Origin of the sequence: Sulfoacidibacillus ferrooxidans, from assembly GCF_022606465.1 — a bacterium.
In the GTDB taxonomy this organism is placed as follows: domain Bacteria; phylum Bacillota; class Bacilli; order Alicyclobacillales; family SLC66; genus Sulfoacidibacillus; species Sulfoacidibacillus ferrooxidans.
Genome location: NZ_JALBUF010000006.1, coordinates 16,381 through 39,621 on the forward strand (window position 1 = coordinate 16,381; position 23,241 = coordinate 39,621).

27 protein-coding genes are annotated in these 23,241 nt (G+C 45.1%); 3 read left to right on the plus strand and 24 right to left on the minus strand.

Annotation, left to right across the window (positions count from 1 at the left end):
* Positions 1–7 precede the first annotated feature (7 nt).
* Genes mobB through MM817_RS09900 form a run of 5 tightly spaced genes read right to left on the minus strand, consistent with a single transcriptional unit; the run spans position 8 to position 3,678 of the window.
* On the minus strand, positions 8–553 hold the full coding sequence (gene mobB / locus MM817_RS09880) for a molybdopterin-guanine dinucleotide biosynthesis protein B (protein ID WP_241714311.1): 546 nt from the start codon (positions 551–553) through the stop codon (positions 8–10).
* A complete protein-coding gene (locus MM817_RS09885; RefSeq protein ID WP_241714312.1) occupies positions 553–1,530 on the minus strand; it encodes a molybdopterin-binding protein in 978 nt (325 codons plus the stop codon). Before MM817_RS09885 ends, mobB begins: the two co-directional genes overlap by 1 nt.
* Entirely contained in the window at positions 1,527–2,153 is a 627-nt protein-coding gene (locus tag MM817_RS09890) for a molybdenum cofactor guanylyltransferase (protein ID WP_241714314.1), read from the minus strand. The genes MM817_RS09885 and MM817_RS09890 overlap by 4 nt, the downstream gene beginning before the upstream one ends.
* A 46-nt stretch (positions 2,154–2,199) precedes the next feature.
* Positions 2,200–2,805: a 5-formyltetrahydrofolate cyclo-ligase gene (locus MM817_RS09895; protein WP_241714316.1), complete on the minus strand. Its 606-nt coding sequence runs from the start codon at positions 2,803–2,805 to the stop codon at positions 2,200–2,202.
* 24 nt (positions 2,806–2,829) lie between these two features.
* Complete coding sequence (locus tag MM817_RS09900; RefSeq protein ID WP_241714319.1) at positions 2,830–3,678, minus strand: phosphatase PAP2 family protein; 849 nt, start codon at positions 3,676–3,678, stop codon at positions 2,830–2,832.
* Positions 3,679–3,863: 185 nt separating this feature from the next.
* On the opposite strand from MM817_RS09900, the gene MM817_RS17270 reads away from it, so the two are divergent.
* Positions 3,864–5,333 carry a methyltransferase domain-containing protein gene (locus MM817_RS17270; protein ID WP_241714321.1) on the plus strand — a complete coding sequence of 490 codons (1,470 nt, stop codon included), beginning with the start codon at positions 3,864–3,866 and terminating at the stop codon, positions 5,331–5,333.
* 77 nt (positions 5,334–5,410) lie between these two features.
* On the opposite strand, the gene tsaD is transcribed toward MM817_RS17270, so the two are convergent.
* Genes tsaD through MM817_RS09940 form a run of 7 tightly spaced genes read right to left on the minus strand, consistent with a single transcriptional unit; the run spans position 5,411 to position 10,982 of the window.
* Complete coding sequence (gene tsaD, locus MM817_RS09910; RefSeq protein WP_241714322.1) at positions 5,411–6,478, minus strand: tRNA (adenosine(37)-N6)-threonylcarbamoyltransferase complex transferase subunit TsaD; 1,068 nt, start codon at positions 6,476–6,478, stop codon at positions 5,411–5,413.
* A complete protein-coding gene (rimI, locus tag MM817_RS09915; RefSeq protein ID WP_241714324.1) occupies positions 6,465–6,950 on the minus strand; it encodes a ribosomal protein S18-alanine N-acetyltransferase in 486 nt (161 codons plus the stop codon). Before rimI ends, tsaD begins: the two co-directional genes overlap by 14 nt.
* Entirely contained in the window at positions 6,937–7,698 is a 762-nt protein-coding gene (gene tsaB / locus MM817_RS09920) for a tRNA (adenosine(37)-N6)-threonylcarbamoyltransferase complex dimerization subunit type 1 TsaB (RefSeq protein WP_241714326.1), read from the minus strand. The genes rimI and tsaB overlap by 14 nt, the downstream gene beginning before the upstream one ends.
* Positions 7,686–8,195 carry a tRNA (adenosine(37)-N6)-threonylcarbamoyltransferase complex ATPase subunit type 1 TsaE gene (gene tsaE / locus MM817_RS09925; RefSeq protein ID WP_241714328.1) on the minus strand — a complete coding sequence of 170 codons (510 nt, stop codon included), beginning with the start codon at positions 8,193–8,195 and terminating at the stop codon, positions 7,686–7,688. Before tsaE ends, tsaB begins: the two co-directional genes overlap by 13 nt.
* A complete protein-coding gene (gene thiL / locus MM817_RS09930; RefSeq protein WP_241714329.1) occupies positions 8,195–9,220 on the minus strand; it encodes a thiamine-phosphate kinase in 1,026 nt (341 codons plus the stop codon). Before thiL ends, tsaE begins: the two co-directional genes overlap by 1 nt.
* Positions 9,221–9,280: 60 nt before the next feature.
* Positions 9,281–10,462, minus strand: coding sequence for a hypothetical protein (locus tag MM817_RS09935; RefSeq protein ID WP_241714332.1), 1,182 nt, complete (start codon positions 10,460–10,462; stop codon positions 9,281–9,283).
* Positions 10,443–10,982, minus strand: coding sequence for a sigma-70 family RNA polymerase sigma factor (locus MM817_RS09940; RefSeq protein ID WP_241714334.1), 540 nt, complete (start codon positions 10,980–10,982; stop codon positions 10,443–10,445). The genes MM817_RS09935 and MM817_RS09940 overlap by 20 nt, the downstream gene beginning before the upstream one ends.
* 172 nt (positions 10,983–11,154) lie before the next feature.
* Between MM817_RS09940 and MM817_RS09945 the strand changes: the two genes are divergently transcribed.
* Positions 11,155–11,394 carry a DUF1450 domain-containing protein gene (locus tag MM817_RS09945; RefSeq protein WP_241714336.1) on the plus strand — a complete coding sequence of 80 codons (240 nt, stop codon included), beginning with the start codon at positions 11,155–11,157 and terminating at the stop codon, positions 11,392–11,394.
* 72 nt (positions 11,395–11,466) lie between these two features.
* On the opposite strand, the gene MM817_RS09950 is transcribed toward MM817_RS09945, so the two are convergent.
* The gene (locus MM817_RS09950) at positions 11,467–11,688 is read right to left on the minus strand and encodes a DUF2922 domain-containing protein (protein ID WP_241714346.1); all 222 of its coding nucleotides are present in this window, start codon (positions 11,686–11,688) and stop codon (positions 11,467–11,469) included.
* A 54-nt stretch (positions 11,689–11,742) separates the two neighbouring features.
* The gene (locus tag MM817_RS09955) at positions 11,743–12,141 is read right to left on the minus strand and encodes a DUF1659 domain-containing protein (RefSeq protein WP_241714348.1); all 399 of its coding nucleotides are present in this window, start codon (positions 12,139–12,141) and stop codon (positions 11,743–11,745) included.
* Between the two features lie 133 nt (positions 12,142–12,274).
* Between MM817_RS09955 and MM817_RS09960 the strand changes: the two genes are divergently transcribed.
* Complete coding sequence (locus tag MM817_RS09960; protein ID WP_241714350.1) at positions 12,275–13,582, plus strand: MATE family efflux transporter; 1,308 nt, start codon at positions 12,275–12,277, stop codon at positions 13,580–13,582.
* Here the strand turns inward: MM817_RS09960 and MM817_RS09965 are convergent.
* The 10 genes from MM817_RS09965 to MM817_RS10010 all read right to left on the minus strand — a co-directional run bounded on the left by MM817_RS09965 (position 13,553) and on the right by MM817_RS10010 (position 23,147).
* On the minus strand, positions 13,553–14,281 hold the full coding sequence (locus tag MM817_RS09965; RefSeq protein WP_241714351.1) for a gamma-glutamyl-gamma-aminobutyrate hydrolase family protein: 729 nt from the start codon (positions 14,279–14,281) through the stop codon (positions 13,553–13,555). The genes MM817_RS09960 and MM817_RS09965 overlap by 30 nt on opposite strands.
* Before the next feature lie 25 nt (positions 14,282–14,306).
* The gene (locus MM817_RS09970) at positions 14,307–15,599 is read right to left on the minus strand and encodes an adenosylhomocysteinase (RefSeq protein ID WP_241714353.1); all 1,293 of its coding nucleotides are present in this window, start codon (positions 15,597–15,599) and stop codon (positions 14,307–14,309) included.
* A 73-nt stretch (positions 15,600–15,672) separates the two neighbouring features.
* Entirely contained in the window at positions 15,673–15,957 is a 285-nt protein-coding gene (locus MM817_RS09975) for a DUF1980 domain-containing protein (RefSeq protein ID WP_241714355.1), read from the minus strand.
* 1 nt (position 15,958) lies between these two features.
* On the minus strand, positions 15,959–16,963 hold the full coding sequence (locus MM817_RS09980) for a permease (RefSeq protein ID WP_241714357.1): 1,005 nt from the start codon (positions 16,961–16,963) through the stop codon (positions 15,959–15,961).
* Positions 16,964–17,119: 156 nt separating this feature from the next.
* On the minus strand, positions 17,120–17,470 hold the full coding sequence (locus MM817_RS09985) for a type II toxin-antitoxin system PemK/MazF family toxin (protein ID WP_241714359.1): 351 nt from the start codon (positions 17,468–17,470) through the stop codon (positions 17,120–17,122).
* Positions 17,471–17,474: 4 nt separating this feature from the next.
* A complete protein-coding gene (locus MM817_RS09990; RefSeq protein WP_419723383.1) occupies positions 17,475–17,747 on the minus strand; it encodes a CopG family ribbon-helix-helix protein in 273 nt (90 codons plus the stop codon).
* Between the two features lie 68 nt (positions 17,748–17,815).
* Positions 17,816–19,000: an alanine racemase gene (alr, locus tag MM817_RS09995; RefSeq protein ID WP_241714361.1), complete on the minus strand. Its 1,185-nt coding sequence runs from the start codon at positions 18,998–19,000 to the stop codon at positions 17,816–17,818.
* Between the two features lie 57 nt (positions 19,001–19,057).
* Positions 19,058–20,050: a LolA family protein gene (locus MM817_RS10000; protein WP_241714363.1), complete on the minus strand. Its 993-nt coding sequence runs from the start codon at positions 20,048–20,050 to the stop codon at positions 19,058–19,060.
* A gap of 14 nt (positions 20,051–20,064) precedes the next feature.
* Positions 20,065–21,681 carry an NAD(P)H-hydrate dehydratase gene (locus MM817_RS10005; protein ID WP_241714365.1) on the minus strand — a complete coding sequence of 539 codons (1,617 nt, stop codon included), beginning with the start codon at positions 21,679–21,681 and terminating at the stop codon, positions 20,065–20,067.
* 152 nt (positions 21,682–21,833) lie between these two features.
* Positions 21,834–23,147, minus strand: a complete 1,314-nt coding sequence (locus tag MM817_RS10010; protein ID WP_241714366.1) for an LCP family protein — start codon at positions 23,145–23,147, stop codon at positions 21,834–21,836.
* Positions 23,148–23,241: the final 94 nt, after the last annotated feature.

A 23,241-nucleotide genomic window follows, 5' to 3' on the forward strand; every position in this document is an offset into this window, starting at 1 on the left:
ACCTCCTCTACTTTGTGAACATTAATCGATCAATTACGGACACTATTGCATCTATATCGTTTCTATCATACACTCGTAGGTCTTGATTGACAACCGCATAAGGAGGCTTAGCTACAATGAACCCTAGCACTTCACTCATCCGCATTACATCTGTCAGATAATCCGGCTCGCGATAAGCCGTTTCACTATAGAGATCTTCGCCAAGCATCACCCACTTCGGAAAAGGTTCCTGTTTAAATCCTTCGATAAACACTACATCAACCTGTCCCAATAGGCCAATACATTGGTCAATCGACGGGGGCTTTTGATCAAACCGCTCCAATGTATAATGCCCGCTTGTATCTGCAACGACAATGCTTGCCGCGCCAGACTGTGCAAATGTTGCCGTATCAGTTTGATCTGGACTCCCTTTAAACCCATGTACATCATGCTTAATCGCTCCAACACGCACTTGTTGTTTTGTATAATGAGTCATCAACTTTGCAATGAGCATTGTTTTCCCTACATGTTTATACCCAGAAAAACCTACAAGTATGGGGGATTCGCCCGCCATTACAAAAGTCCTCCATGACCAAGTGCTGCAATGTCTGCACGGGTTAAGTGAAATCCAGCTAAAACTCGTGGTAGTAGATGATCAAAGGCAGTCTGCGCATCATAGATCACACAACCAGGTAGCCCCATGAGCACAACATCCCCAGCATAAGCGAGCATCGACATAGACCCGGGTAACATTGGCATTCCATATGATACAACCTCTGTCGCCACTTGTGCGATAGCTCCAGGACTGCGATCATCAGGATCAACAGACATGCCACCTGTCACAAGAACCATATCTGCTCCTTCTGCTATAAATGACTGAATCGCACGTACGATCGCTTCTGTTTGATCGTCAACAATCTGTTGCCCCAGCCACTGTGCGTGATATGCCAAGATTTTTTCTTTTACAATTGGACCAAACCGATCTTCGATGCGCCCTTTAAATACTTCGCTACCAGTGGTCACAACGCCGACTTTCATCGAAGCAAATGGGACCACACGCATCAACGGATTACGCGAGAGCAAAATCTCTTCATAAGCTGTCAACTTTTCTTCTGCAATAATGAGTGGAACCGCACGCAAACCAGCGAGCGTTGCTCCCTCTTTCACTGGTGTGAATGTCCGTTTTGTAACAACGACTACATCACCAATCTCATTAATTTGTTGCAATGCAGGGACGTCAAGTACAAATAAGCCATCATGTGCCGCTTTTACATTTACTTTTCCTTCATGTGGCTCAGTAAACAAAAGACTATCATGCATGATGGACTTTGCCATGCGATTCGCCGCATCATCTTCGTGGACTTCTCCCGGATCTAACGATAAAACAAAAATGTGCTCTTTCCCGATGGAGAGTAGTGAGACAATATCTTGTTCCAAAACAACATGTCCCTTTTTAAACAATCTACCTTTATATTGTCCAGGAATAATTTGTGTCAAATCATGTGCTAGTACCATTCCTACAGCATCCTCGACACGCACTTCACGTTTCATGATAAGAGACCACCTTCCTCAATGAGATCCATCACGTGCTTCATCTCATCCATCGTGTTCATCATCAGAAAGCTAATCGCTAATGGATCATATACCTTCCACTGCTCATGAGTACAAACGCGCACAGGAATTGCATTGATCAGATCAAATACGCGTCGTTTATTTTGTCGCAACATCTCAGCGATCATTGGTTGTAAAGTTTGTCGGTAGACGCCAAGTAGAGGGTATAAACGCCCTTCATATTCCGGTATTACTGCGTCACACTGCGTATCATCTTGCATTTGTTCATATAGAAACTGCAACAATTCAACACGTACAAGTGGAAGATCAACAGAAAGGACAAAACATATTGGCTCATGTATATGCAGGAGTCCAACTTCCATCCCAGCAAGTGGTCCTTGTCCAGGATGAATATCCACAATGACTTGTCCTTCATCAAGTAAAGATTGATCAGGTCGTCGTACAATCCAGACGTCATTCGTGATCTGCAAAACTTGAGACACTACTCTTCCAACACAGGTCCTATGCCCAATCTGTAACAATGCTTTGTCTTGTCCCATTCTACTACTAAATCCACCAGCTAGGATCACCGCACTTATCTTTGCACGCTGCGTCTTCAACATGGATATAAGACCTCTTTACAAGCATTTACTCTACAAACTAGACTTATTATACCATGCACTCAATATCTGCAGTCGGCGTTATAATGCGATGAACGCGGATATCAAACGCTTGTACAGGTATATCTGATACCAATTGAAAATCATACGCAAGCGCCATAGTTACAGTAGATGGCTTACTATGTAGTAAATAGCGATCATAATATCCACCACCATATCCTAACCGGTCCCCTTGATGTGTAAATGCTAGACCAGGCATGATCACCAGATCAAACGCTTCAACGGCCATAGGCGCCCCTGTAGAAAGTGGTTCGCGCATACCAAAGTCACCAATGTGAACTTGTTCAACACAATCAATAGGATAGGCTTGTATCATCTGTTCGCCCCTCTTGGTTACTGGAGCCGCCACACTTTTCCCTAGTAAGAGTGCTTGGCGGATGATCAACTCGGTAGATATTTCATGAGAAAAATCCAAGTATAGAAGAATCGACTGCGCAGATTCAAACACAGATGAACTGATGACGCGATGTCCAATTGCTTCATCAAATAACCTTTTTTGTACGGGATCCACCTGTTCACGCATCGCGCGCATTTTTTTTCGAAGCGCCGCCTTTTGTTGTCGTACTTGATCAAACATCTCATCGCCACGAGACATACTCTGTCACCTCCTACTCTTAGCTTAGATCTTTACGTATGGAAAGACAAACCCCACCAGTCCAAGCCAAGCTCCGTACACCATACCTTCAATAGGTATAGCTCCTGCTCCTAGTACATGGCGCAATATAACACTCAAAAGCCACATAGGAAAGAGTACAATGCCAGCCCTAAACAACATTACTCCCAAACTCCGAGCGGGTAAGACAGGCGGTGTAAAATAGGAAAATAGCGAAAACATTGCAACAAAACGCAACATCCCCACAGTGTCAGAACCAAACGTGATAAAATTAGATAGTAAAAGTATAATGATCCACCATACTGGACTAAGTATCCCAAAACGCATACTCATATGCCCATATCCAGGACGCAAAATGGTTAACTCAAACAACATCCAACCAAAAATCCACCCTGATACAACGTCAATTGGCCAATGCACACCAAGATATAGACGGCTAATACCGATAAATAGCGGTATTAGTAACCATAACCACCACCACCGTTTTTTCTGTATGCGCATGGTGCGAGCAAAAAGTGCGTACACTGCAGTAGCTACTTCCGCATGTCCACTCGGGAAAGATGCTCCTGCTGCAGAATCCGTATAAAGCGAACGAATGGGATAGTGCATTTCAAATGGTCTTTTTGTTAAAAATAGTAACTTTAGAGCATCAGCACTTATCATAGCGAGGAGCGCAATGATTCCAGTTTCAAGTGCGTACTCAGTGCCAACAACAATGACTAACCCAATCACCAAGTAACGATAAGTAAAATAATTCCCTAAAAAAGATAGTCCAATTGCAATTGAATCCCAATGTGAACCAAGTGCTGTTTGTAATCCAATGAGCATATGTGCTTGTAATGCTTGCCATTTCAAAGCATTTCCCTCACAATCTAATTGTATAGATATGGAGCGACTTTTTGTACAAGCCGCACTTCATTTATCTATACGCGTGCTCGATAGCACTTAGACGACTTCTATCCTTCTAATCGATGAAACAAACCAAGATGATTGTGTTCACAATCAAATAACATTTCACATGTAGTGGTAGGGGGGCTGTTGTGTTTCGATTTCCCGATCTAAAAGAGGCTATTCAAGACTTTCTTAGCTGTCAATTAGCCATTAGTCCATGGCTTGTTAGCCCAGAGACAACCGAACGCTTTGACGCGGATTTATTCCACCTGATTAATAACACTGCAAAAGAATTTGAGCGGTTATATTGGTCATATGGATCAGCGAAGTTTATCGTTGGCAATTTTCCACTCCCTGAACGTATTGTCCGTACTGCTATTTACGAAACCATTGCTTCAACAGCCATTCAAAATGCTTTATTGTTGCGCGGTGAATTTTTTGTTGATGAAACATTAATTTTACAAGCCATCCATACGACTGAAACATTTATCGTAACAAGAGGCATAGAGACACTAGTCGGTATCTTTGCTCTCGTGACTAGTTATGAGAATCACCTAGCTCTTCGCTACTATGGTCAAATTCCAGAACGCATTTTTAATAATGGAGAATGGCATCGTCCCTGGATTGATTACTCATTGAGCGATGAACTCATGCTTGGTGCAGTCATAGGTTCTATACGTATTAAAATTACCAATGGAATTCGCATGGTGGAATTAACAGAATGCGGGATTGAACTTCTTCAAATTAACACAGAAGTTCTTAAACTGAGCGGCTATGTAGACCACAGAAAAAACATGCTGCAAATCGCCTTTTTGAACCATTTGGAGGATTATGAGGAGTTAGAGCTATCTCTCATTCCGCAAGCTACGCATATTCGGCGTGATTTTCTAGAATGGATCACCATCTCCAGTGGTATACAAGTATTGGAAGTAGGTTGCGGTACAGGAACATTTCTTTTTTCAACAGGACTTGCACAAAAAATTGGAGCAAGAGGACATGTGACAGGCATTGATCCCGCGACCGGGATGCTTGCACACGCAGAATTAACGCGAAGATTGTACGGGATTGAATGGGTGGATTTCCAACGTGCAGATGTTGAACATATTCCTTTTTCAGAAGAATACTTTGACGCTTGTGTTGGCGTAGGATTTCTACAATATTCCGACCTGCCGCGTGCACTCTCAGAAATGTGCAGAGTCACGAAGCCAGGTGGATTTATTGCAAGTTTGCATCCTTTAGAACCAGAACATTTACCCGATTTTTATAAAACATGGTTCGAGCCAGTTTTAGACTTAGATTTGAAACTTGAATCTTTTGGTATCCATGCATTTCCACAAAGTAACGAAGTGGAAGCTACTTTGACCCAATTAGGGAATACGCAAATTGAAACGAAGGAAATATCTATTTACCTTGATTTTCGAAATCCGGAGATGGCCACAGAGTTTTTTATCTATGGACTCGGCGTTTTTCAGGATTTACTCGCACAAGTTCCCTGGCAGGCCAGACTCGATCTAATCGAAGAACTCAAACAAAATGGCCGTTCTGTACTTGAACAATACGGATCAGAAGCGTTGATCTTTCCAATCAAGCTACAAATGGTTAAAGCGGTAAAAATATAATGTGTTTATCCACAGTTCCGAGGAACTTATCCACAACGTTATACACAGGCCTGTGGTTAACCCTATACATGTACTTATTACCACTGGTCAATTGGAAAATCAGCGCGCCCTGTCAATGTTAAATCAGCAAGTTTGTGCTGTTTATAGCGCATATATGCAGCAGCACCAATCATCGCGGCATTATCGGTACAAAGCCACGTATCGGGTACAGCTAACTGCACATGTAACTCCCTACAAACTTCTTTGGCAGCTTCCCGCAATGCTTGATTGGCCGCTACTCCACCTGCTAATACAAGTGTAGTCAGACCCGTCTGTTGCAAAGCTAGCCTTGTCTTTGTCATGAGTGCTTCAATGACTGCGCGTTGAAAGCTAGCTGCAATATCCGCCGTACGAACGTCTTGGCCAGCTTTTGTTGCGCGATCCAGATGCAACAACACAGCTGATTTTAACCCACTAAAACTAAAATCAAGCGACTCTTCACCTAGTTTAGCCTGTGGAAACGCCACATACTTTGGATCGCCTAGAAGTGCCATCTGTTGTATCTTAGGTCCTCCCGGATACCCGAGTTGAAGCGCTCGTGCCACTTTATCAAATGCTTCGCCAGCTGCATCATCTCTTGTTTTACCTAGACGCAAAATCACGCCATCTTCCCTTACATGCAATAACTCTGTGTGACCACCCGAAACGATCAGAGCTAAAAAAGGTGGCTCCACTCCATCGGATAGAGAGGCAGCATACATATGACCAGCCAGATGGTGTACGCCGATAAGCGGCAATCCAGCCACTTGCGCAAGTGTTTTAGCTGCAGTAACCCCTACAAATAATGCTCCGATCAACCCAGGTCCACACGTTACAGCAATGGCCTGCATGTCATCCAAAGAAAGTTCCGATTGTACGAGTGCTTGTTCAATGACGAACCCAATTTGCTCCACATGAGCTCGTGATGCAACCTCTGGTACCACTCCCCCAAAGCGTTCGTGTGATTCCATCTGCGAGGCCACAACAGAACTGATAATTTCCCGCCCATTGCGAATGACCGCAGCTGCAGTTTCATCACAACTCGATTCAATCGCTAAGATAGAAATAGGCTTATCTTGCTTCCTATCCTCCTCATAGCGCAGTTGCATGCGCTCACTCCATCGCATCCACAATCTCTCCTAGAGCAGGAAGCGTCACATACATCACTAACGCATCTTCCCGATTATCAGTATAGTAACCTTTGCGAATCCCGCCATCTTCAAATCCTAGTTTACGATATAGTCCTTTTGCTGGGGTATTTGTCACACGTACTTCAAGAGTCATTTTGCGCGCACCCTTTGCTATCGCCTCCGCCATCAACCGCCGCAACAAGCGTTCACCTAGCTTATGCCCGCGATAGGTAGGATACACTGCGATATTCGTCACGTGAGCTTCATCAATAATCACCCACATGCCGCCATATCCAATCAATTCATCACCAAGCGTCATGACAACATAATGCGCAAAGTGATTTTCTGTTAATTCACCCAAAAAAGCATTGCGTGACCATGGTGCTGTAAATGATGCTTTTTCAATATTCATCACATGGTCGACATCTCGAACAGTCATGCGACGAAATGACACTTCATTCGGATTCATTACTTGAACTCCCTCGCCTTTTTTCCAGCCAGCGCGCTTCTGCCTCCGCCAATTGAAGATAGCGAGGTACCAAGCCGTGCGCATCTTTGCCATGATCGCTCACCTCAAGACTTAGCATCTTCTTATGTAACTCAGGATACCCCAGTGCCAATAGATGTTCTCCATGTACAGAAGCCGTTCGATCATAGATCATCACAGAATGGTCTGCAAATACAGTGGCATATTGCTGTGCAACACCCTCTACAACATCTCCCAGCAAATATACAGCCTCTCCTGGATGTAGCATGTTGCTCACAGCTGTGATCAATGACGCGATATCATATCTTTGTTCAGATAGCACGCAGGTAAGTGCACCGTCATGCGCACGATAGGCTGCTCCGTACACTGACTGCCTACGGGCGTCCCACATCACAACGACCATTCCCCGCTGCATAGCAAGCGCATAAGCAGCTGCAGTCAACGACGACAGGCCCACAAGTGGAACTCCGCGAGCAAACGCATAGATCTTGGCCGCGGTTACCCCAATGCGAATCCCCGTATAGGATCCTGGCCCGACGCCCACGATGACACCCTCAATATCTCGCGGATCACAAGAGACAGTTGCCAGCATATCATCCAGTAGTTGATTGACATAAGTCGCGTGCATCTTGGGCGTTTTAGTAGACCAGGAGGCTAGAACTTGCCCCGAGTGATCAGCCACTGCCAATGCCAGTGTAGGTGTTGCAGTATCAATTGCTAATAAGGCCATAAGTTCATCCACTCTCTTAGTACTTGTACATGTTCACTTCCATATGCAACAAGCGTTATCCTGCGCGAATCAACAAATTCTTCTTCTATGAGGAGATCTGAAAACAGAACATCCAGACGCTCAGTTGGCAAAACAGTTTGTATGAGGTCACCCCATTCGACGGCACAAACACCATCACCATAAAAATACTCATCAAACAAGTCAAGTTCACGCAGCGCACTCTCACCTAAGCGGTATAAATCCATATGGTACAGAGGCAACCGTCCCCCAGCATACTCAGACACTATAGTGAATGTTGGACTATGCGTCATCTCGGCTATGCCAAGCCCCTTTGCCAATCCAGAGACAAAAACAGTTTTCCCAGCCCCGAGTCGTCCCCGCAAATTGATGACAGTTTGTTGATGTACCATCCGCCCACACAGTTCTCCAAGCATTCTTGTGTGGTGTACATCAGTACTAGTCAAGGTCAACTGGTACTCTTGCTGTAGATCACCCATTATACCGGTTCAACTCCTACTGGAAAATGATCATATCCTTTTTTAGGAACTTCCTCTATCCCAGAACGAGTGTTCAAATAGACGTTAGGTTCACCACTCTTCACTTGGCCAATCAAACTGATACGAATCCCGTGTGCTTGCATAAGCGACAAAAAAGAACCTGCTTTCACGCGATTCATGGTCCCTACGATTTGATAATCCTCCCCGCCATATAGCGCAAACTGGAGAGGATCAACACTTACTACGCGCGCATAATGTCGCAATGCAGGTAGCGTAGGAATGCGATCAGCATCAATCATCATGCGCACACCACTCGCTAAAGCAATCTCATGCAATTCCGAGCTAAGACCGTCACTCACATCATTAGCGGACGTACAACCGGGATTTTGCGCGCAAATGTGTCCCGCCATCAGCTGCGGAACCGGCCGCTGATGACGCTTTTGTAAAATCCACTCATCACTCTCACCAATGTGCAACCCATCACTTTGATTTTTACTATGTAGATATGCAGCTGATCCGCCAACATCACCTGTCACAAAAATCACATCACCTACCTGCGCCCCACTTCGTAGAAGAGGACGCTCGCCTACTAGTTCGCCAGTCACCGATACAGTGATGACGAGCGGCCCAGACGTACTCACCACATCGCCACCGACAATCGTTACGCCAAACTCTGCACACGCTTCGTCTAGCCCTCGATAGATGGCTTCTATCCGTTCTACTTGCTCTGTAAAGGGAACAGCAAGTGCAACCATGGCATGTAACGGTTTTCCCCCCATAGCAGCAATATCACTTAGTGATGCCACTAAACTTTTATAGCCTACAGATGTAGGATCTATGAGATCATCGCGAAAATGCACTCCATCCACAAGTGCATCTGTTGTCATAACAACAGGGCGATCGTAGCGTACGACCGCCGCATCGTCTCCAATATTGACCAAAACACGTGGATCTGTTCTAGCCACAATAGCGCTCAAGCGCTCAATCAATCCAAATTCGCCAAGTTCGCGAATAAACAAGCCCATCCCCGCTCTCCATCACTCTTGTACTGTATTATAACCACAGAGAATGGATCGCGGCAATGATTATGCACCAACTTGATTGCGTGCAATCAATAAAATACGCAAAGGCAACTTTTGCATAAGTGTACCTGGTATCCCGACAATGTTAAACATGACATTGACCGACTCTCCTGGCTCAACCAGCGATGTCTCACCATTACTTACCATCACATCATCAAAATACTTATACGTCCCATGTCCTAACAAGGAAGCTCCTGCATGGCGATCGAAAAATAACATGGCAAGCGCACTCTTTGGATCCCAAGCAGTTGTTGAGTGATTGGTAACGCGAGCAGTAATACGTAAAAACTGTACTGCTGCTCCAGCAGTACCTGTTATCGTTTCGTGAATATCAGACACAGTTACGGGTAAGGTTCCCATCGTTAAAGCTGGAAAAGCTGAATTTGACTTACGTAAAAACCACACTAAATGGATATACCGATGCTTCAAATCAGAAAATGCAGGAGTTGGATTAGGCGTAAAACTCCACTCCACAGATTGATGTGGTGCAATTGTGACATCTGGGCCATTGACAAAATACTCCCAATCACTTTCTTGTACGGGAGACAACGCACCTGGTTGGCGTAAAAAAAACAACATACCCTGCAAATTTTTACCTGAAATTGCAACATTACTTGAATTGTACAGTTGCGCATGCACCGTGAGCAATTGCTTAGAGAGAGCAACAAATGAATGTGTTGAAGCTGTCCCATTCAATTTTTGCATGGTACTGTTAGTGTTACCATTATTAGCACTGGTATGGTTGCCTAATGACGCATCATTTGTTGCTGTTACATTTTGCGACGAAATTGGCGCAAGCGTTGCTTGAAACGACGGAAGAGCAATACCCGGTTGCACTGCAGATTGCGTGCCTGTACTCGAGCTCTGTCCAGCCGACTGCATGCCTACTCCCGTTCCTTTATTTAACACACCAAGTGTCACTAACCCGAACAGCATCGCCGCAACACCCGCTCCAAGCCACAGCATGCGTTTTTGCCGCTTCATCCACGTTTTCCACACACCTGAGTGCAGGTGCACCCCTTTATTTTTCGCTTCTGGCTCTTTCTGTGCGTAATCTTCCGATCGTTTCTTGAGTTGATCGAGAACATGCTGTTCAAAGTTTTCCGTGAGTACTAGCGAATCTACCTGACTGTGCAACGTTTCGCGTAGCACTTTATCCAAATCCTCATCGTCCAGACGACTCACGGTCAACCGCCCCTTCCCACGTCTGCCGCAAGATCCCTCGTCCCCGATAGAGCCGCGTCTTCACCGCAGACAAACTTATGTCAAGTACTTTTGAAATTTCATCCATTGATAAATCCTTCCCATAATGTAGCCAGACAACCTCCTGATAAATCATCGGGAGATGCGAGACTGCTTCCCATAATTCTTGACGTTGCACATCTTGCAACACGTCTCCCTCAACTGTATGTTGGGTAGCTACTTGTGGAAAATCATTGAATTCCTCTGGTCGCCGAGCTTTCTTGCGCAAGAAATCCTTTGCCGTATTGATCGCAATACGCAAAATCCACGTCCGATAACTGCTATCTTGTCGAAACGTATCAAGGTGATCAAATACCTTTATAAAGACTTCCTGACTAATATCCTCCGCCTGGTGATGATCGTGTACATACCCATAAACCACATGCAACACGTCAAGCCCGTACGTTTGCATTAACTCGCGCAAAAGTAACATGCGCTCTTCATCGCTGTATCCCGGCGTCAATACTTCCACCTCATTGCGATCTATAATAAAGACGCGTATTCATCGTTATAGGTTACACGGATATACGCCACCAATGCAATGCTCAGTTACACATATCATACAGACGTAGTCGAATAGATCCTCATTATGTTACATTGCAGGTAGAGATCACTTCAATAAGGAGTTCACCTCATTGAAAAGAAAAGTTGAGTATTGTACTGGAAACCTTGATTATCATACAGATGATATGATCAAACAATTACAGACACTAGACCCAGAGATCACAGTGAAAGAGTGGGGCTGTTTAGGAAACTGCCATCGCTGTTTTCGCGTTCCATTTTGCTTAATAGATGAATATGACTTGATTGAAGCAGATACGATTGAACATTTATACACATTAGTTCTTAACAAATTGCAACATCCATCGGAGTGATCTGCTACCGCAAGCTCACAGGAACATAACAAGGAACGCCAAAGTGTGGCGTTCCTTGCTACCGCGATTACGCTATTGACCAAGCGTAACTTGTGACGAACCACTACTATTAACCTTTGCCAATACTTTTTTCACGATTCTCCCGGTAGGAAAAACGAAGATATTGGCCGCAACAATCGCATCCATAGCAGTCGTTATGTCTGTGGCGCTAATCGGCGTCTTCGGATTAGGAATTTGCAAATGAACCGTTTTATTTAAATCGGTCAAAAAAGCGAGTTCCAATGTGTCTTTCATGTTCATATCCCCCTTATCGTGTGTGTCCATCTTCTCAGCAGCTAGATGTTCGTCTCAAGCACTCGTAGTACCTGCTGCAGACGTCGTTGTTGTACTAGAAGTGCTCGCACTGCTTTGAGTACCAGAAGACGATGTAGCGTTACTCGCGCTACCTTCTGTTCCAGTAGTAGTGGACGAACTGGAAGACGATGTCGTACTACCAGAACTAGTTGTGCTACTAGACGCACTAGATGACGTATCAGGTGCAATCTGGACCGTATCTACACGTCCCATGACATAAACAGGATCTGCAAAAAGCGGTGTCAGAGCCTCGAGTACTTGGTTAATTGCATCATCTGCAACTTCAACATCTACATGCGGGTATACTCGATTATGCAACTTAGGTTTTCCCGCAGCCGTTTGTCCTGTCTGTAGTTGTATCAACAAATGTCTATTCATCGTAGTAACAACCATCAACAATCTCCCCCTATCTGGAGTCCCCACCACTGTCGGCCGATCAGCGTGTTCACTCTCTATCATCAAAAGTGCCGATATCAAAATGGCGAGGGGACAACAACGTGGTATACTAATGGCTAGGAGGTAGTCCATGGGACACATCAAGCGAACGTTACGAACAATCCTATATAAATTTGGCGTTGCTGGACTGGCCATGATTTCAGGCCTTTTTTTAGTGCCACGCTATCTATCTGTACACGATAATGGGATTTATAAACTGGTACTTGTATATTTTCAACTAGCCGCAACTTATTTGGCCGGTTATGGTAATTATTTTAACTATGGAATTAATCGCTTAAAACTAGATCGCGCTGCAGTCATCGGCGTCATTATGCGCATTTTTTTACAAATAGCCATAGCAGTAGGTGCTTTAGCGATCGTCGTTGCACTTTTTGCCACGCGGAATTCTGTGCTTATCTATGTATTATTTGCCCTCGTTGGCATTCCTTTAGCAGTGTTATTCGCTTATTCCACCAAACTCATTCAAGCCTTAAATGAGATTGACTGGTTAAACCGACTCAATACCGTGCAAATATTGACCTTCGTCATTTTTGCCATAGGTCTCACCATATGGCGCCATGTGGATCCAAGCATCTCACCTTATCTACTACTACTAACATTTAGTGCTTGGCTCTTATCCTATATCATTTCTGCTACTACAGCAGTAACAACGGCAAGGCGTGTGCTAGGCATTCGCCTGCGACCAAGTAAGCATCCAGACATTAAAAAATCAATTATCACATATGGCCGTAAGACATCATTACAACAATTACTTACACAGTTTAATTTACGCGGAGATGTGATTCTAGTAGGCATTCTTGCAGGAACGACCGCCACTAGCTTATATGCGATGGCGGTCACTGCATCTGAAGTTCTCTGGCATATTTCTTCAAGCATTTCTTTACTCATCTATGCGCGCATCGCTTCGGAAGAACGTAACGGATCCATTGAACTAGTCGAACGCACCTTTCGCATGACGATGATCTTATTAATCAGTGCCGCTACTGTCATGCTATTCACTGTTCCACCGCTCATTCACTTTGCACTGAGTGGTCGTTATGATCGTTCCATACCAGCCTTTCAAATTCTCATCGTTGGCACGATCGTATATGGCGTAACCAATTTATTTACACAGTTTTGCACAGATCAGCTTGGAAAAGTGCATTTCCCACTGTATATGCAGCTAACAAGTATTGCAACCAATACTGTATTATGCTTGATACTCATCCCGCGCATCGGTTTTTTAGGCGGTGCGATCGCATCTACCTCTGCATATTTTGTAGGGTTTTTTATGTCCGTCGCCTACTTTTTGCGACAAACAAAGCGCAGTGCCCGTTCCTTGTTTTTGTTCTCTAAAGCAGATCGCGCGTTATTGCAAAGATTGCGCACGCGCGCGTGAAGCCTCCACAACACCTGTGAATAAGCGCGCATGTTCTGGGTATTTGCGCCAAAGATTTTCCGGATGCCACTGCACACCAACAATAAAACGATATCCTGGATGCTCAATCGCTTCTACTAACCCATCATGACTTCGACCACTAATCACAAAGCCCGGAGCCAGAGCAGAGACAGCTTGATGATGGAACGTGTTAACCATCACTTCAGGCGCCCCCATCAAAGCGTGCAAGCGCGACCCTTCGACTAGGGATACGCTGTGTGCTACATGATCGCGAGGCGCTTTTTGTGCGTGCTGCAATCTCCCTGACCATTCTCTCAAAAGATCCTGATACAGCGTTCCACCCATCACTGCATTTACAATCTGAATTCCTCTGCAAATAGCTAAAATTGGCTTATCTAATGCAACCATTTGCACAATTAACATCGCTTCCATGGCATCCCGCAGTGGGCTAATCTCCCCAAGTCCAAGTCGCGGTTCTTCATGAAATAACTGTGGAGCAATATCTGAGCCACCAGTTAATATCAATCCATCAAGGCGATTTGCCAATTCTACTATTGCTTCTTTGTCGGCGGTCAGCGGAAGGACTAAAGGCAATCCCCCCGCTGCATATACACCATCCGTATAGTCCTGACCGACAAACTCCCCGGGAATACCATTTTTCACATACTCGTTTACCGTAAGTCCTATGAGTGGCCGCATCGTTGATCTATCTCCCCATCCTCATCTATGGAGCAACATCTTCATGCCCCCAACTGGCAAGATATGCACGTTGCTCTGTACTAAGTTCATCAATCTTTACGCCAGTCGCAGCCAAACGCATCCGCGCCACCTGCTCATCGAGCATTTGCGGTAAACGGTGCACGCCTGGTGTTAGTGACCCTTCGTGTACATAACGTAAAGCAAGCGCTTGTAATGCGAACGTCATGTCCATAACTTCTGCCGGATGTCCATCACCCGCTGCTAGGTTGACCAATCGGCCTTCTGCCAGCAAATAAATTTTACGTCCATCTTGCATCTTGAATTCTTCTACATTTTTACGTGCGACTTGCACTGAAACTGCACGTTCACGCAATGCAGGGATACTGATCTCCACATCAAAATGTCCCGCGTTAGCCAAAATTGCTCCATCTTTCATCACATCAAAATGTTCGCCTACGATACAATCTTTATCGCCTGTAACCGTAATAAAAAAGTCGCCATGCTTGGCAGCCTCAACCATCGGCATCACCGCATAGCCATCCATGACAGCTTCAAGTGCCTTGATTGGATCTACTTCACACACAATCACTTTTGCACCAAGTGCCGCAGCGCGTAGCGATACGCCTTTACCACACCATCCATAGCCAATGACCACCGCTGTTTTACCAGCGACTACAAGATTGGTCGTACGCATAATACCGTCCCATACGGATTGTCCAGTTCCATAGCGATTATCAAATAAATACTTAGAGTATGCATCGTTGACAGCAATCATAGGAAACTTCAATACACCTTGCTCTTCCATCGCCCGCAAGCGCAAGATACCAGTCGTTGTTTCTTCGCATCCACCTTTAATTTCTGCAGTCTGCGCCAACCGTTCGCGATGCAATGTTGACACTAAATCGCCACCATCATCAATGACAAGTGTGGGATGAAAATCAAGCGCTGCTTGGATATGATGATTGTATTCCTCCGTCGTCGCGCCGTACCATGCGTAAGCGTAAATTCCATCGTGCACAAGTCCTGCTACCACATCATCTTGCGTCGATAAGGGATTCGAAGCGACAACAGCAACCTTCGCACCGCCCGCCTTAACAACTTTCGCCAAATACGCCGTTTTAGCTTCTAAATGCAAACAAATCACTACATTTTGACCGGCAAAAGGCTGTTCTTTGCTAAATTGCTCTTCGAGTGAACGCAAAAGTGGCATGCGCTCCTTTACCCAAGCAATTTTTTGCAACCCGTCAGGATATAATTCATAATTGTGAATTCGCGAAGCTGCTACTACATCGATCTCCGTACCCACTGTGTGACTCAAGAATGAGATACCACCTTCCGTAAATTTCAACTCTCTACAAGATTACTACGTTTTCGTCATCTCGCAAAGTACCTTACCAACCGATCAACGTTGTGATTAAGTATGTAGCAGGCGGTAAAGCAAATGCCGCAAAGAGAATCCCCTGCAGCCATGGGTCATGCACATGATCCGGTTCCTTCTTCCGAAGTGAAAAGACGGACATCACGATCAACACCCATAAAACAATACATGCTACCACTTCAAAAGGCGCCATCACACTTCCAATGTACTGATACATTGTGCCTGTCCATACTAGATGACTTAAACTCACTCCATATAGCAAAAGAATGCCAAATTGCAGTTTTTTTTCTGATAGCATCTTATAGCCACCCCCCCGTAAAGAAGCGATTCACCAGTAATGCAACGCTAAAAATCATAACTGCTGTAAGCGGTAAGCCAACTGCCATCGTCTTCTTAGAAAAAACCTGAGGCATAAGCATTAAATTGCGAACATCAATCATTTGGCCTGCCAATAAAAACGCCATCACAGCTCCAGGGGAAAAAATAGTCGTTAAACTTGCTGCTACAAAAGCATCTGCTTCAGAACAAAGTGAAAATGCACTGCCAAGGATCATCAGTAATACAATTGACCAAACGGAGTGTTGAGTGAAGGTGGTAACCGCATGCATAGGCCATAAACCTTGCGCAATTGCAGCAAATAAGGCACTAATCACGAAAAATGGACCCACTGCAAAGAGTTCTTCTATCGAATGATCTGTTGCATGTCTCCATTTTGACAAGCCCTTAACGTCTTGATGATCATGGTTTGGATGAACAGCATTCCACTTCTCCAGTAGACCCTCTTCCCGAAAGTGAACCGCTATCCCAGTAACTATTGCAATGATTAAGGCAGCCCCCGCTCTTAACAAGACCCACGACCACTGCTGATGGAATGCAATAAACGTAGAGATCAGAGCCACTAAATTAATCGTTGGTGTCCCTAGCGCAAAGGTAAACGCGACTGATTCGCCGACCCCCTTACGGCGCAGACTCCGCGCCACGGGGATGGTTCCGCAATCACAAACTGGCACTACAAGACCCATGATGCTAGCTGTCATCCGCCCTGACAGAGAATCTGATAATAATGCTGATAAGTGGTTAGACCCCACCCACGTTTCAATAATCGAAGAAAGCATGGCACCCAGCAAAATAAATGGGAACGCTTCCCACACAATGCTTTGAAATAAACTCTTCACCATATGCGCATTCATCAGTGGATGAACAGCACCATGGCTATAAACAGCAATCGCAATAAAACAACCTGCGATTAACGCGATCAAAGCAAGCGTCCTAACTTTGGCTCCAACGAGTCCTCCATGAACCAAAACGCCCCCGCCTCTCTTGTGTAAACATACAACTCAGCAAAGTGAGTGTTTGTACACATTATTCAAAGGCGAGGTGGGACATGCCATGAAATGCAAATAAGGCTGATCATTATCAGCCTACTCCTAGTCACAGATCAACGATCCGGGCGTATATTATTAAAAATCGACCAAACCAAGACTAATCTGCAATCCTTCATTCACCTTGTGCATTAACTCATCATCGAGATGAGTAATCTTCTCAGTGAGACGTTGCTTATCAATCGTGCGTATCTGTTCGAGTAAAACCACTGAATCGCGTTCTAGTCCATATGCAGAAGCAGCAATCTCGACGTGAGTCGGTAACTTAGCTTTCTGAATCTGCGCGGTAATCGCTGCAATAATTACAGTCGGACTAAAACGATTGCCAATGTTGTTTTGGATGATCAATACAGGGCGAAACCCACCTTGCTCAGAGCCAACGACCGGTGATAGATCAGCATAGTACACGTCACCGCGCTTGACGTTCATACGCCTACACCCCACTAACCAATCGTTGTGCAATTCGCTCCGCCTCAGCTTCTGCTGCAAATGCCTCATCAGCTAAATGCAAGTTAATCACAGCCATTTCTTGATATCCTTGCTGCAATAGTTCACGAATCCGTTGCTTCTTGCGTTCCCGCAGGTACATAGCAGTTGCTTGACGAATCAAATCACTGCGCGTATTGCGCTCCTGCGCAACAAGCACATCAACTTCATCTAATAGATATGGTGGCATACTGATGGCAATCCGCCGTGATCTAGACAATACGAGATCCCCCTTACTGCCTACAAGTCCGTACATATTATATCGCACTTACTGGTCAAACATCCAGTTCATTGGCGATCTTCTGCTAAATTTTCCGCGGGAATGATCACTCTTGGCACTCGTGCCGTTATTCGACATAAAAGTTCATAGGGAATCGTATCGAGTTGTTCTGTCGCTTGAAGGATCGAGCCACACCCTTCATCTGCCCCGTACAATGTGACAATATCACCTACTTGCACAACAAGATCCGTCACTTTAATCATCAACTGATCCATGCATACGCGACCAACAATCTGAGCACATTGCCCATTAACAAGAACTCGACCAAGATTGGACAGATCCCGTGGAATCCCATCCCCATATCCAATGGCTACAGTTGCAATCACTTCCGGACGAGTAGCAATATACGTGCGACCATAGCTGACTGCCTCGCCCGGCATGATGTCCACGATGCGCGTAATACGAGAACGCACAGCCATCACAGAATGCAAGGTAAGATCAGCATCAACTATAGGTAAAGGTTGATACCCATACATAGCAATACCAAAGCGAACCATATCGTACTGATAGCGTGGATTACGTAATGCTGCTGCGCTGTTGGCCGCATGGACAATAGGAATGATGATCCCTAGTTCACGCACGGCCTGCAAGACTTCTTCAAAACGCATCCGCTGCTGCTCCACAAAAGGAACAATAGTACTCCCGTTTTCTTGATCAGAGGGCTCTAGTAATTCAAATAATTCTTCATCTGATGTAGCAAAATGCGTATAAATACCTTCTAATATAATCCTCGAAGACTCGTTTGCCACCTGTACTAATTGCACGACATCCTCGATGTGGCGTAAACCAAGCCGCGTCATTCCAGTGTCAATTTTCACGTGAATCCGCGCTTGTTTATGACACGCCTCTGCTGCCTCTTGTAACCACAAAAGATCCTGCATACTACCCACAGAAGCCGTCAAACGATGCGCCAATGCAGCACTTGCGCCTTCTTCTGATAGTGCACCAAAAACGAGAATATCTGCAGTAATAGAAGCTTCACGAAGCACAGCGCCTTCTTCAAAAGAGGCCACGCCTAGCTGCTGCGCACCTGCACGCAAAGCTGTTTTACTGATCTCCACAGCTCCATGGCCATATGCATCTGCCTTTACAGTCGCCATAAAACGCACATGAGGAAGAAGTTGCTTTTTTAATATACTTACATTATGGGCAAAATGCTGCAAATTGATTTCCGCCCAAGTTTGTCTCCACATAGTCTTCACCCATGTAGAGAATACCACAAATCAAGACGATCTGATCCGCAAATCGCATTATTTGCCGCTATCATCCACCATGGATGCCGCTACTTTCATCATACTAGCGACAGACATATGTGATGTCAGTTGAAATTCCACTCCATGCTGTAGCCAGTAAAGCTGATGAACTTCAGCACTACCAGTCAACACAGCTGGCACCCCATATAGAGTAAGCAATTTTCCTTCCCCAAGTTCAATATCCCCTGCAGAAGGCCTAGTTTCTACTAGAGTAAACGGTGACATACCATCATAACGGACAAAAACAATTCCGTTTTGTTCTGCTTCGTCTTCCATTTGATCATTTTGCGGCACGTAGGTAGGTTCAATCACTCCAAAACCTTGTTCTTCTGCACTCACTGGCATTTCAATTGATTTTAGTGTAGTCGCCTGTTCTGGAGAAAAGGCATTTGCCGGAAACTGCACACCCTTTTGAAATGAAATATAATTCATCGTAATGACTGCCCGCTGATCTTTGTTGTACAAAATGACTTGCTTGGGTCCGAGAGTCGTTTGATCTAATTCTATTTTCTGGCTGCTAATTAACGAATTTTGCGGATCAGTAGGGAGCACAAAAGTGACCACTTTATCTTTCACCGAGTAATCCGGCTTTACTGCTGAAATGATCTGACTTAACAGTGAATTATACAGGTACATATGACCTTGCTTTTCAGCCCAATCGCCCGAAAAGCGAATGACTTTACGCGTAGAAGGGCTAATAATATAGATGCCCTGAGCATTATGCACGATAATTTGAGAGATGTCTTTGTTCTCATTGCCAAGTGCAATGCGGTATAAATTTGGCGATTGATACCACGTTTCGACATAATACCGCGCAACCGCATCTTGCACATGCACAGTCATGAATGCTTCAGTTTTATAGGTATTCAAACCGTTTTGCACATCCTGAAGCTGTTTGGCCATTTGTGTGGCGCTCATTTGTCCGCATCCAGCTAAGATCATCGCAAGGCTTACGGTAAGCAACAAGGCAGCCCAATTTTTCCGCCGCACATGATCACCCCTGTCTATCCATCGTGAGAAATGTCCATTTCCCAGGAAATTTGTCGAAAAGCTGTTCCAAACCATGCAAATAAATCAGATGCTACAAGCGACTCTTGACTATATTGGGTTGTACAAGCCAACTCTGCTGCCTTCCCGTGTACGTAAACTCCTACTAGTGCTGCCGACTCAGCGCCATATCCACTAGCTAAAAGCCCACCTAGCAATCCCGCTAAAACATCGCCTGTCCCACCAGTAGCAAGCCCGCTATTGCCCGTAGAGTTAATCCATACAGCTGGTTCTGGCGTTGCGATGACCGTTCCTGCACCCTTAAGTACCACAATGGTTTGTGTCTTAACTGCATACTCCTTAGCGTAGAGAAGCCTATTTTCCTGCACGACAGAAGTAGGTCGTTTTATTAATTGAGCAAATTCTTTAGGATGTGGTGTGATGATTGTAAGATGTTTACGATGTTCAAAAAAAGTGACACCACCATCTTCAGAAGCCGCAACTACTTGTAAAAAATCTGCATCTAACACGAGTGGAATCGGTAGCTGGGCCAAAGCAAGTAGCGCTTCCGGGGAATCTTGCATACTCCGCCCCATACCCGGGCCAATCACTCCTACGTCAACTTGTGCAAACAAAGCAAGAAGGGAAGCGATCGCGTCCACATTCCACACTCCTGCTCGTCCAGCATACCGTTTGACAACAGCCTCCACCGGGAATCCAGAGACCCATGTATCCGAAAGATCCTCTGGTGCAAAATAGTAAACAAGCCCAGCTCCTGCTCGGTATGCTCCCTCTACCGCAAGCCGCGCTGCGCCGTACATACCAGGACTACCAGCAAGTACTCCCACACGACCAAATGACCCTTTATGAGAATCTTGCGGACGTCGTCGATACCGCTTTGCGATATCCTGTTCGGTAACCAAAAAATGATGTGCTCCGTGACGAACAGCCATGTGGTATGAGATAGCCAAAGAAGCAATGGTAATCTGACCTGCATATGCTCTTCCAGGCTCTACGTATAACCCGGGTTTACTCAATCCACACGCAACTGTCCGTACAGCTTTAACACAATCAACATCAACCTGACCAGAATCAGGGTCAAGCCCAGTAGGAAAGTCGATAGAAAGCACCGGTCTGTGCGCCTTATGAATAGCCTGTAAAAAAGGTCGAAGCGGTTCTCTAACAGGTAATTGACTGCCGTTGCCAAGGATTGCATCAATAATGACATCTGCCTGTGTAAGATCATCCGTTTCTTCTGCCAATCTACCGTGTACATTGCGATAAGCGCAAAGCTGAATGTGAGTAAGATGTGAAAGATCTCTTTCATCAGAAGTAAGCCATACGCGCACGCTATACCCGAGCACATGTAGGTAACGTGCAGCAACCAATCCGTCTGCACCATTATGTCCTTTTCCAACAACAACAGCGATCATCTTTCGAGAGTCCATTTCCCTTGATCGAGAACTGACCCGCTCACCCATCGACTGGTGCGCACCAGTGCCATCTACCATGTCCATCGTAACCTCAGCTACTCTCAGCCCTACAGATTCCATGAGTGCAGCTGACGCCACACCAATCTCCTCTATCATGACTGTATCAAGCTTTTGCATTTCTGCACTTGTCACAAGTAACACGAATTTCCCTCCGATTTGTAGAGATATATTCAATACTCTGTACAAGTAGTACAGACAACATCTACGAACGCCATCAATTAAAAAAAGAAAGAGACACCTCGTAGGTGTCACTCTTTCTCAAACTGAATATAAACCATCCATGACATATAATCTCACTGCGAATAGACAACGACTGCATTGGGATCTGGGCTGCCAGGTTCAACAATGCCATTGCCAGTCGCGAGCGTACGCCCTACCGCAAAGCCCCATTCAATATCGCCACTCGGGTACATAATCTGTACTGGATAGGTTCCATTGCCAGCACCCATCCACGTAACAGGATATCCAGCTGCCTTTAGTTCGTTCACAACAATTTGTGAACCATAGACTTGCACAGGTACATTACTCGGTGAAGGCAATGGTGGAAGTCCCATCGACGATCCTGTCGATCCATACGGTTTCAACATAGCATAGATATGTTCAGGACTTAATACATCGTAATACGCACCAGTAATATAGTTTTCCTGATTGATACCAGGCAACGGTGCACTAGCAATCTGCATCGAATCGCCTACATTGCCAAGTGTTACATGATCGACCTTAGCACCGAGTAGATCCGCAGCAAGGGCTGTAAGATCCTGTGTATTCATATCAGTAGCAATATCTTTTTTCCATGTAGCCATAAGACCACCAAGACTTGTAATATCTGTACCTGGACTCAAGAGTTTATGTTTTAATGCTTCCAACACTTGCGCTTCTGCATCCATACGCTGAAAATCATTGACGCGAACCGTGCTACTCGCCTCATTTTGACGGATGCGAATAAATGCGAGTGCCTGCTGCCCGTTTAGTGTCTGCCAACCTGGATACAGATTGGCACCACTATGTAGCGGATCATATAGCCGCCCCGGAACATCGACACGCACGCCACCTACAGCGTTTACCGCATCCTGAAAGCCATTAAAATCCGTGACAATCCAGTGGTTAATCTTCATCCCTGTCAATTGTTGTACTGCCGCAACAGACAATTGTGCAGCTTGATTGGGATTTAATTGTGCTCCAATAAAAAACATACTCTTAATCTTCGGTATTGGGTTATTAAATTGCGGTTGCGCAAATAATACATTACGTGGAATTGAGATCAAAACGACTTTATGCTGTTTTGGATCGACGTGTGCGATCATTAAAATATCTGCTTGCCCTCCACCAGTACCTAAGTCAAGAGGTCCAGCGGGATTACGTGCGTTATTGCCAATTAATAAAATATTTTCCTCTGGCGCTCCAACCATTGCAGTAATGATATTATCTAGCGGATTGCCACCACTTGGACTTTTAGAAGACGTGTACACAGCGGCAAAGGCAGTCCCAAGAACGACCGCAACTATCCCAGCCCCCACAATAGCAGTAATTCTTCTTCTCTTTTTACGCCGTTCTTTATCTATCATTTTTCGGTTTTGCGGACGGTTTCCCGTAGGCTTCTGTTCCATAAGCAACCCTCACAAGCTGTTGATAATATCTATATCGAAACTTTCTTACACTTACAGTCAACAAAACGTTCTTCATTATAACATACTATACCTG

What these genes read in the sequence shown, in the direction of transcription:
- MM817_RS10010 (WP_241714366.1), bottom strand. Translation starts at nt 23,147, where the DNA reads ATGGAACAGAAGCCTACGGGAAACCGTCCGCAAAACCGAAAAATGATA.
- thiL (WP_241714329.1), bottom strand. Translation starts at nt 9,220, where the DNA reads ATGGGCTTGTTTATTCGCGAACTTGGCGAATTTGGATTGATTGAGCGC.
- tsaE (WP_241714328.1), bottom strand. Translation starts at nt 8,195, where the DNA reads ATGGGTGATCTACAGCAAGAGTACCAGTTGACCTTGACTAGTACTGAT.
- MM817_RS09985 (WP_241714359.1), bottom strand. Translation starts at nt 17,470, where the DNA reads ATGAACGTCAAGCGCGGTGACGTGTACTATGCTGATCTATCACCGGTC.
- MM817_RS09975 (WP_241714355.1), bottom strand. Translation starts at nt 15,957, where the DNA reads ATGCTATCAGAAAAAAAACTGCAATTTGGCATTCTTTTGCTATATGGA.
- MM817_RS09955 (WP_241714348.1), bottom strand. Translation starts at nt 12,141, where the DNA reads ATGGTTGTTACTACGATGAATAGACATTTGTTGATACAACTACAGACA.
- MM817_RS09890 (WP_241714314.1), bottom strand. Translation starts at nt 2,153, where the DNA reads ATGTTGAAGACGCAGCGTGCAAAGATAAGTGCGGTGATCCTAGCTGGT.
- MM817_RS09960 (WP_241714350.1), top strand. Translation starts at nt 12,275, where the DNA reads ATGGGACACATCAAGCGAACGTTACGAACAATCCTATATAAATTTGGC.
- MM817_RS09965 (WP_241714351.1), bottom strand. Translation starts at nt 14,281, where the DNA reads ATGCGGCCACTCATAGGACTTACGGTAAACGAGTATGTGAAAAATGGT.
- rimI (WP_241714324.1), bottom strand. Translation starts at nt 6,950, where the DNA reads ATGAATCCGAATGAAGTGTCATTTCGTCGCATGACTGTTCGAGATGTC.
- tsaD (WP_241714322.1), bottom strand. Translation starts at nt 6,478, where the DNA reads ATGCGATGGAGTGAGCGCATGCAACTGCGCTATGAGGAGGATAGGAAG.
- MM817_RS09885 (WP_241714312.1), bottom strand. Translation starts at nt 1,530, where the DNA reads ATGAAACGTGAAGTGCGTGTCGAGGATGCTGTAGGAATGGTACTAGCA.
- MM817_RS09950 (WP_241714346.1), bottom strand. Translation starts at nt 11,688, where the DNA reads ATGAAAGACACATTGGAACTCGCTTTTTTGACCGATTTAAATAAAACG.
- tsaB (WP_241714326.1), bottom strand. Translation starts at nt 7,698, where the DNA reads ATGGCCTTATTAGCAATTGATACTGCAACACCTACACTGGCATTGGCA.
- MM817_RS09895 (WP_241714316.1), bottom strand. Translation starts at nt 2,805, where the DNA reads ATGTCTCGTGGCGATGAGATGTTTGATCAAGTACGACAACAAAAGGCG.
- alr (WP_241714361.1), bottom strand. Translation starts at nt 19,000, where the DNA reads ATGTGGAGACAAACTTGGGCGGAAATCAATTTGCAGCATTTTGCCCAT.
- mobB (WP_241714311.1), bottom strand. Translation starts at nt 553, where the DNA reads ATGGCGGGCGAATCCCCCATACTTGTAGGTTTTTCTGGGTATAAACAT.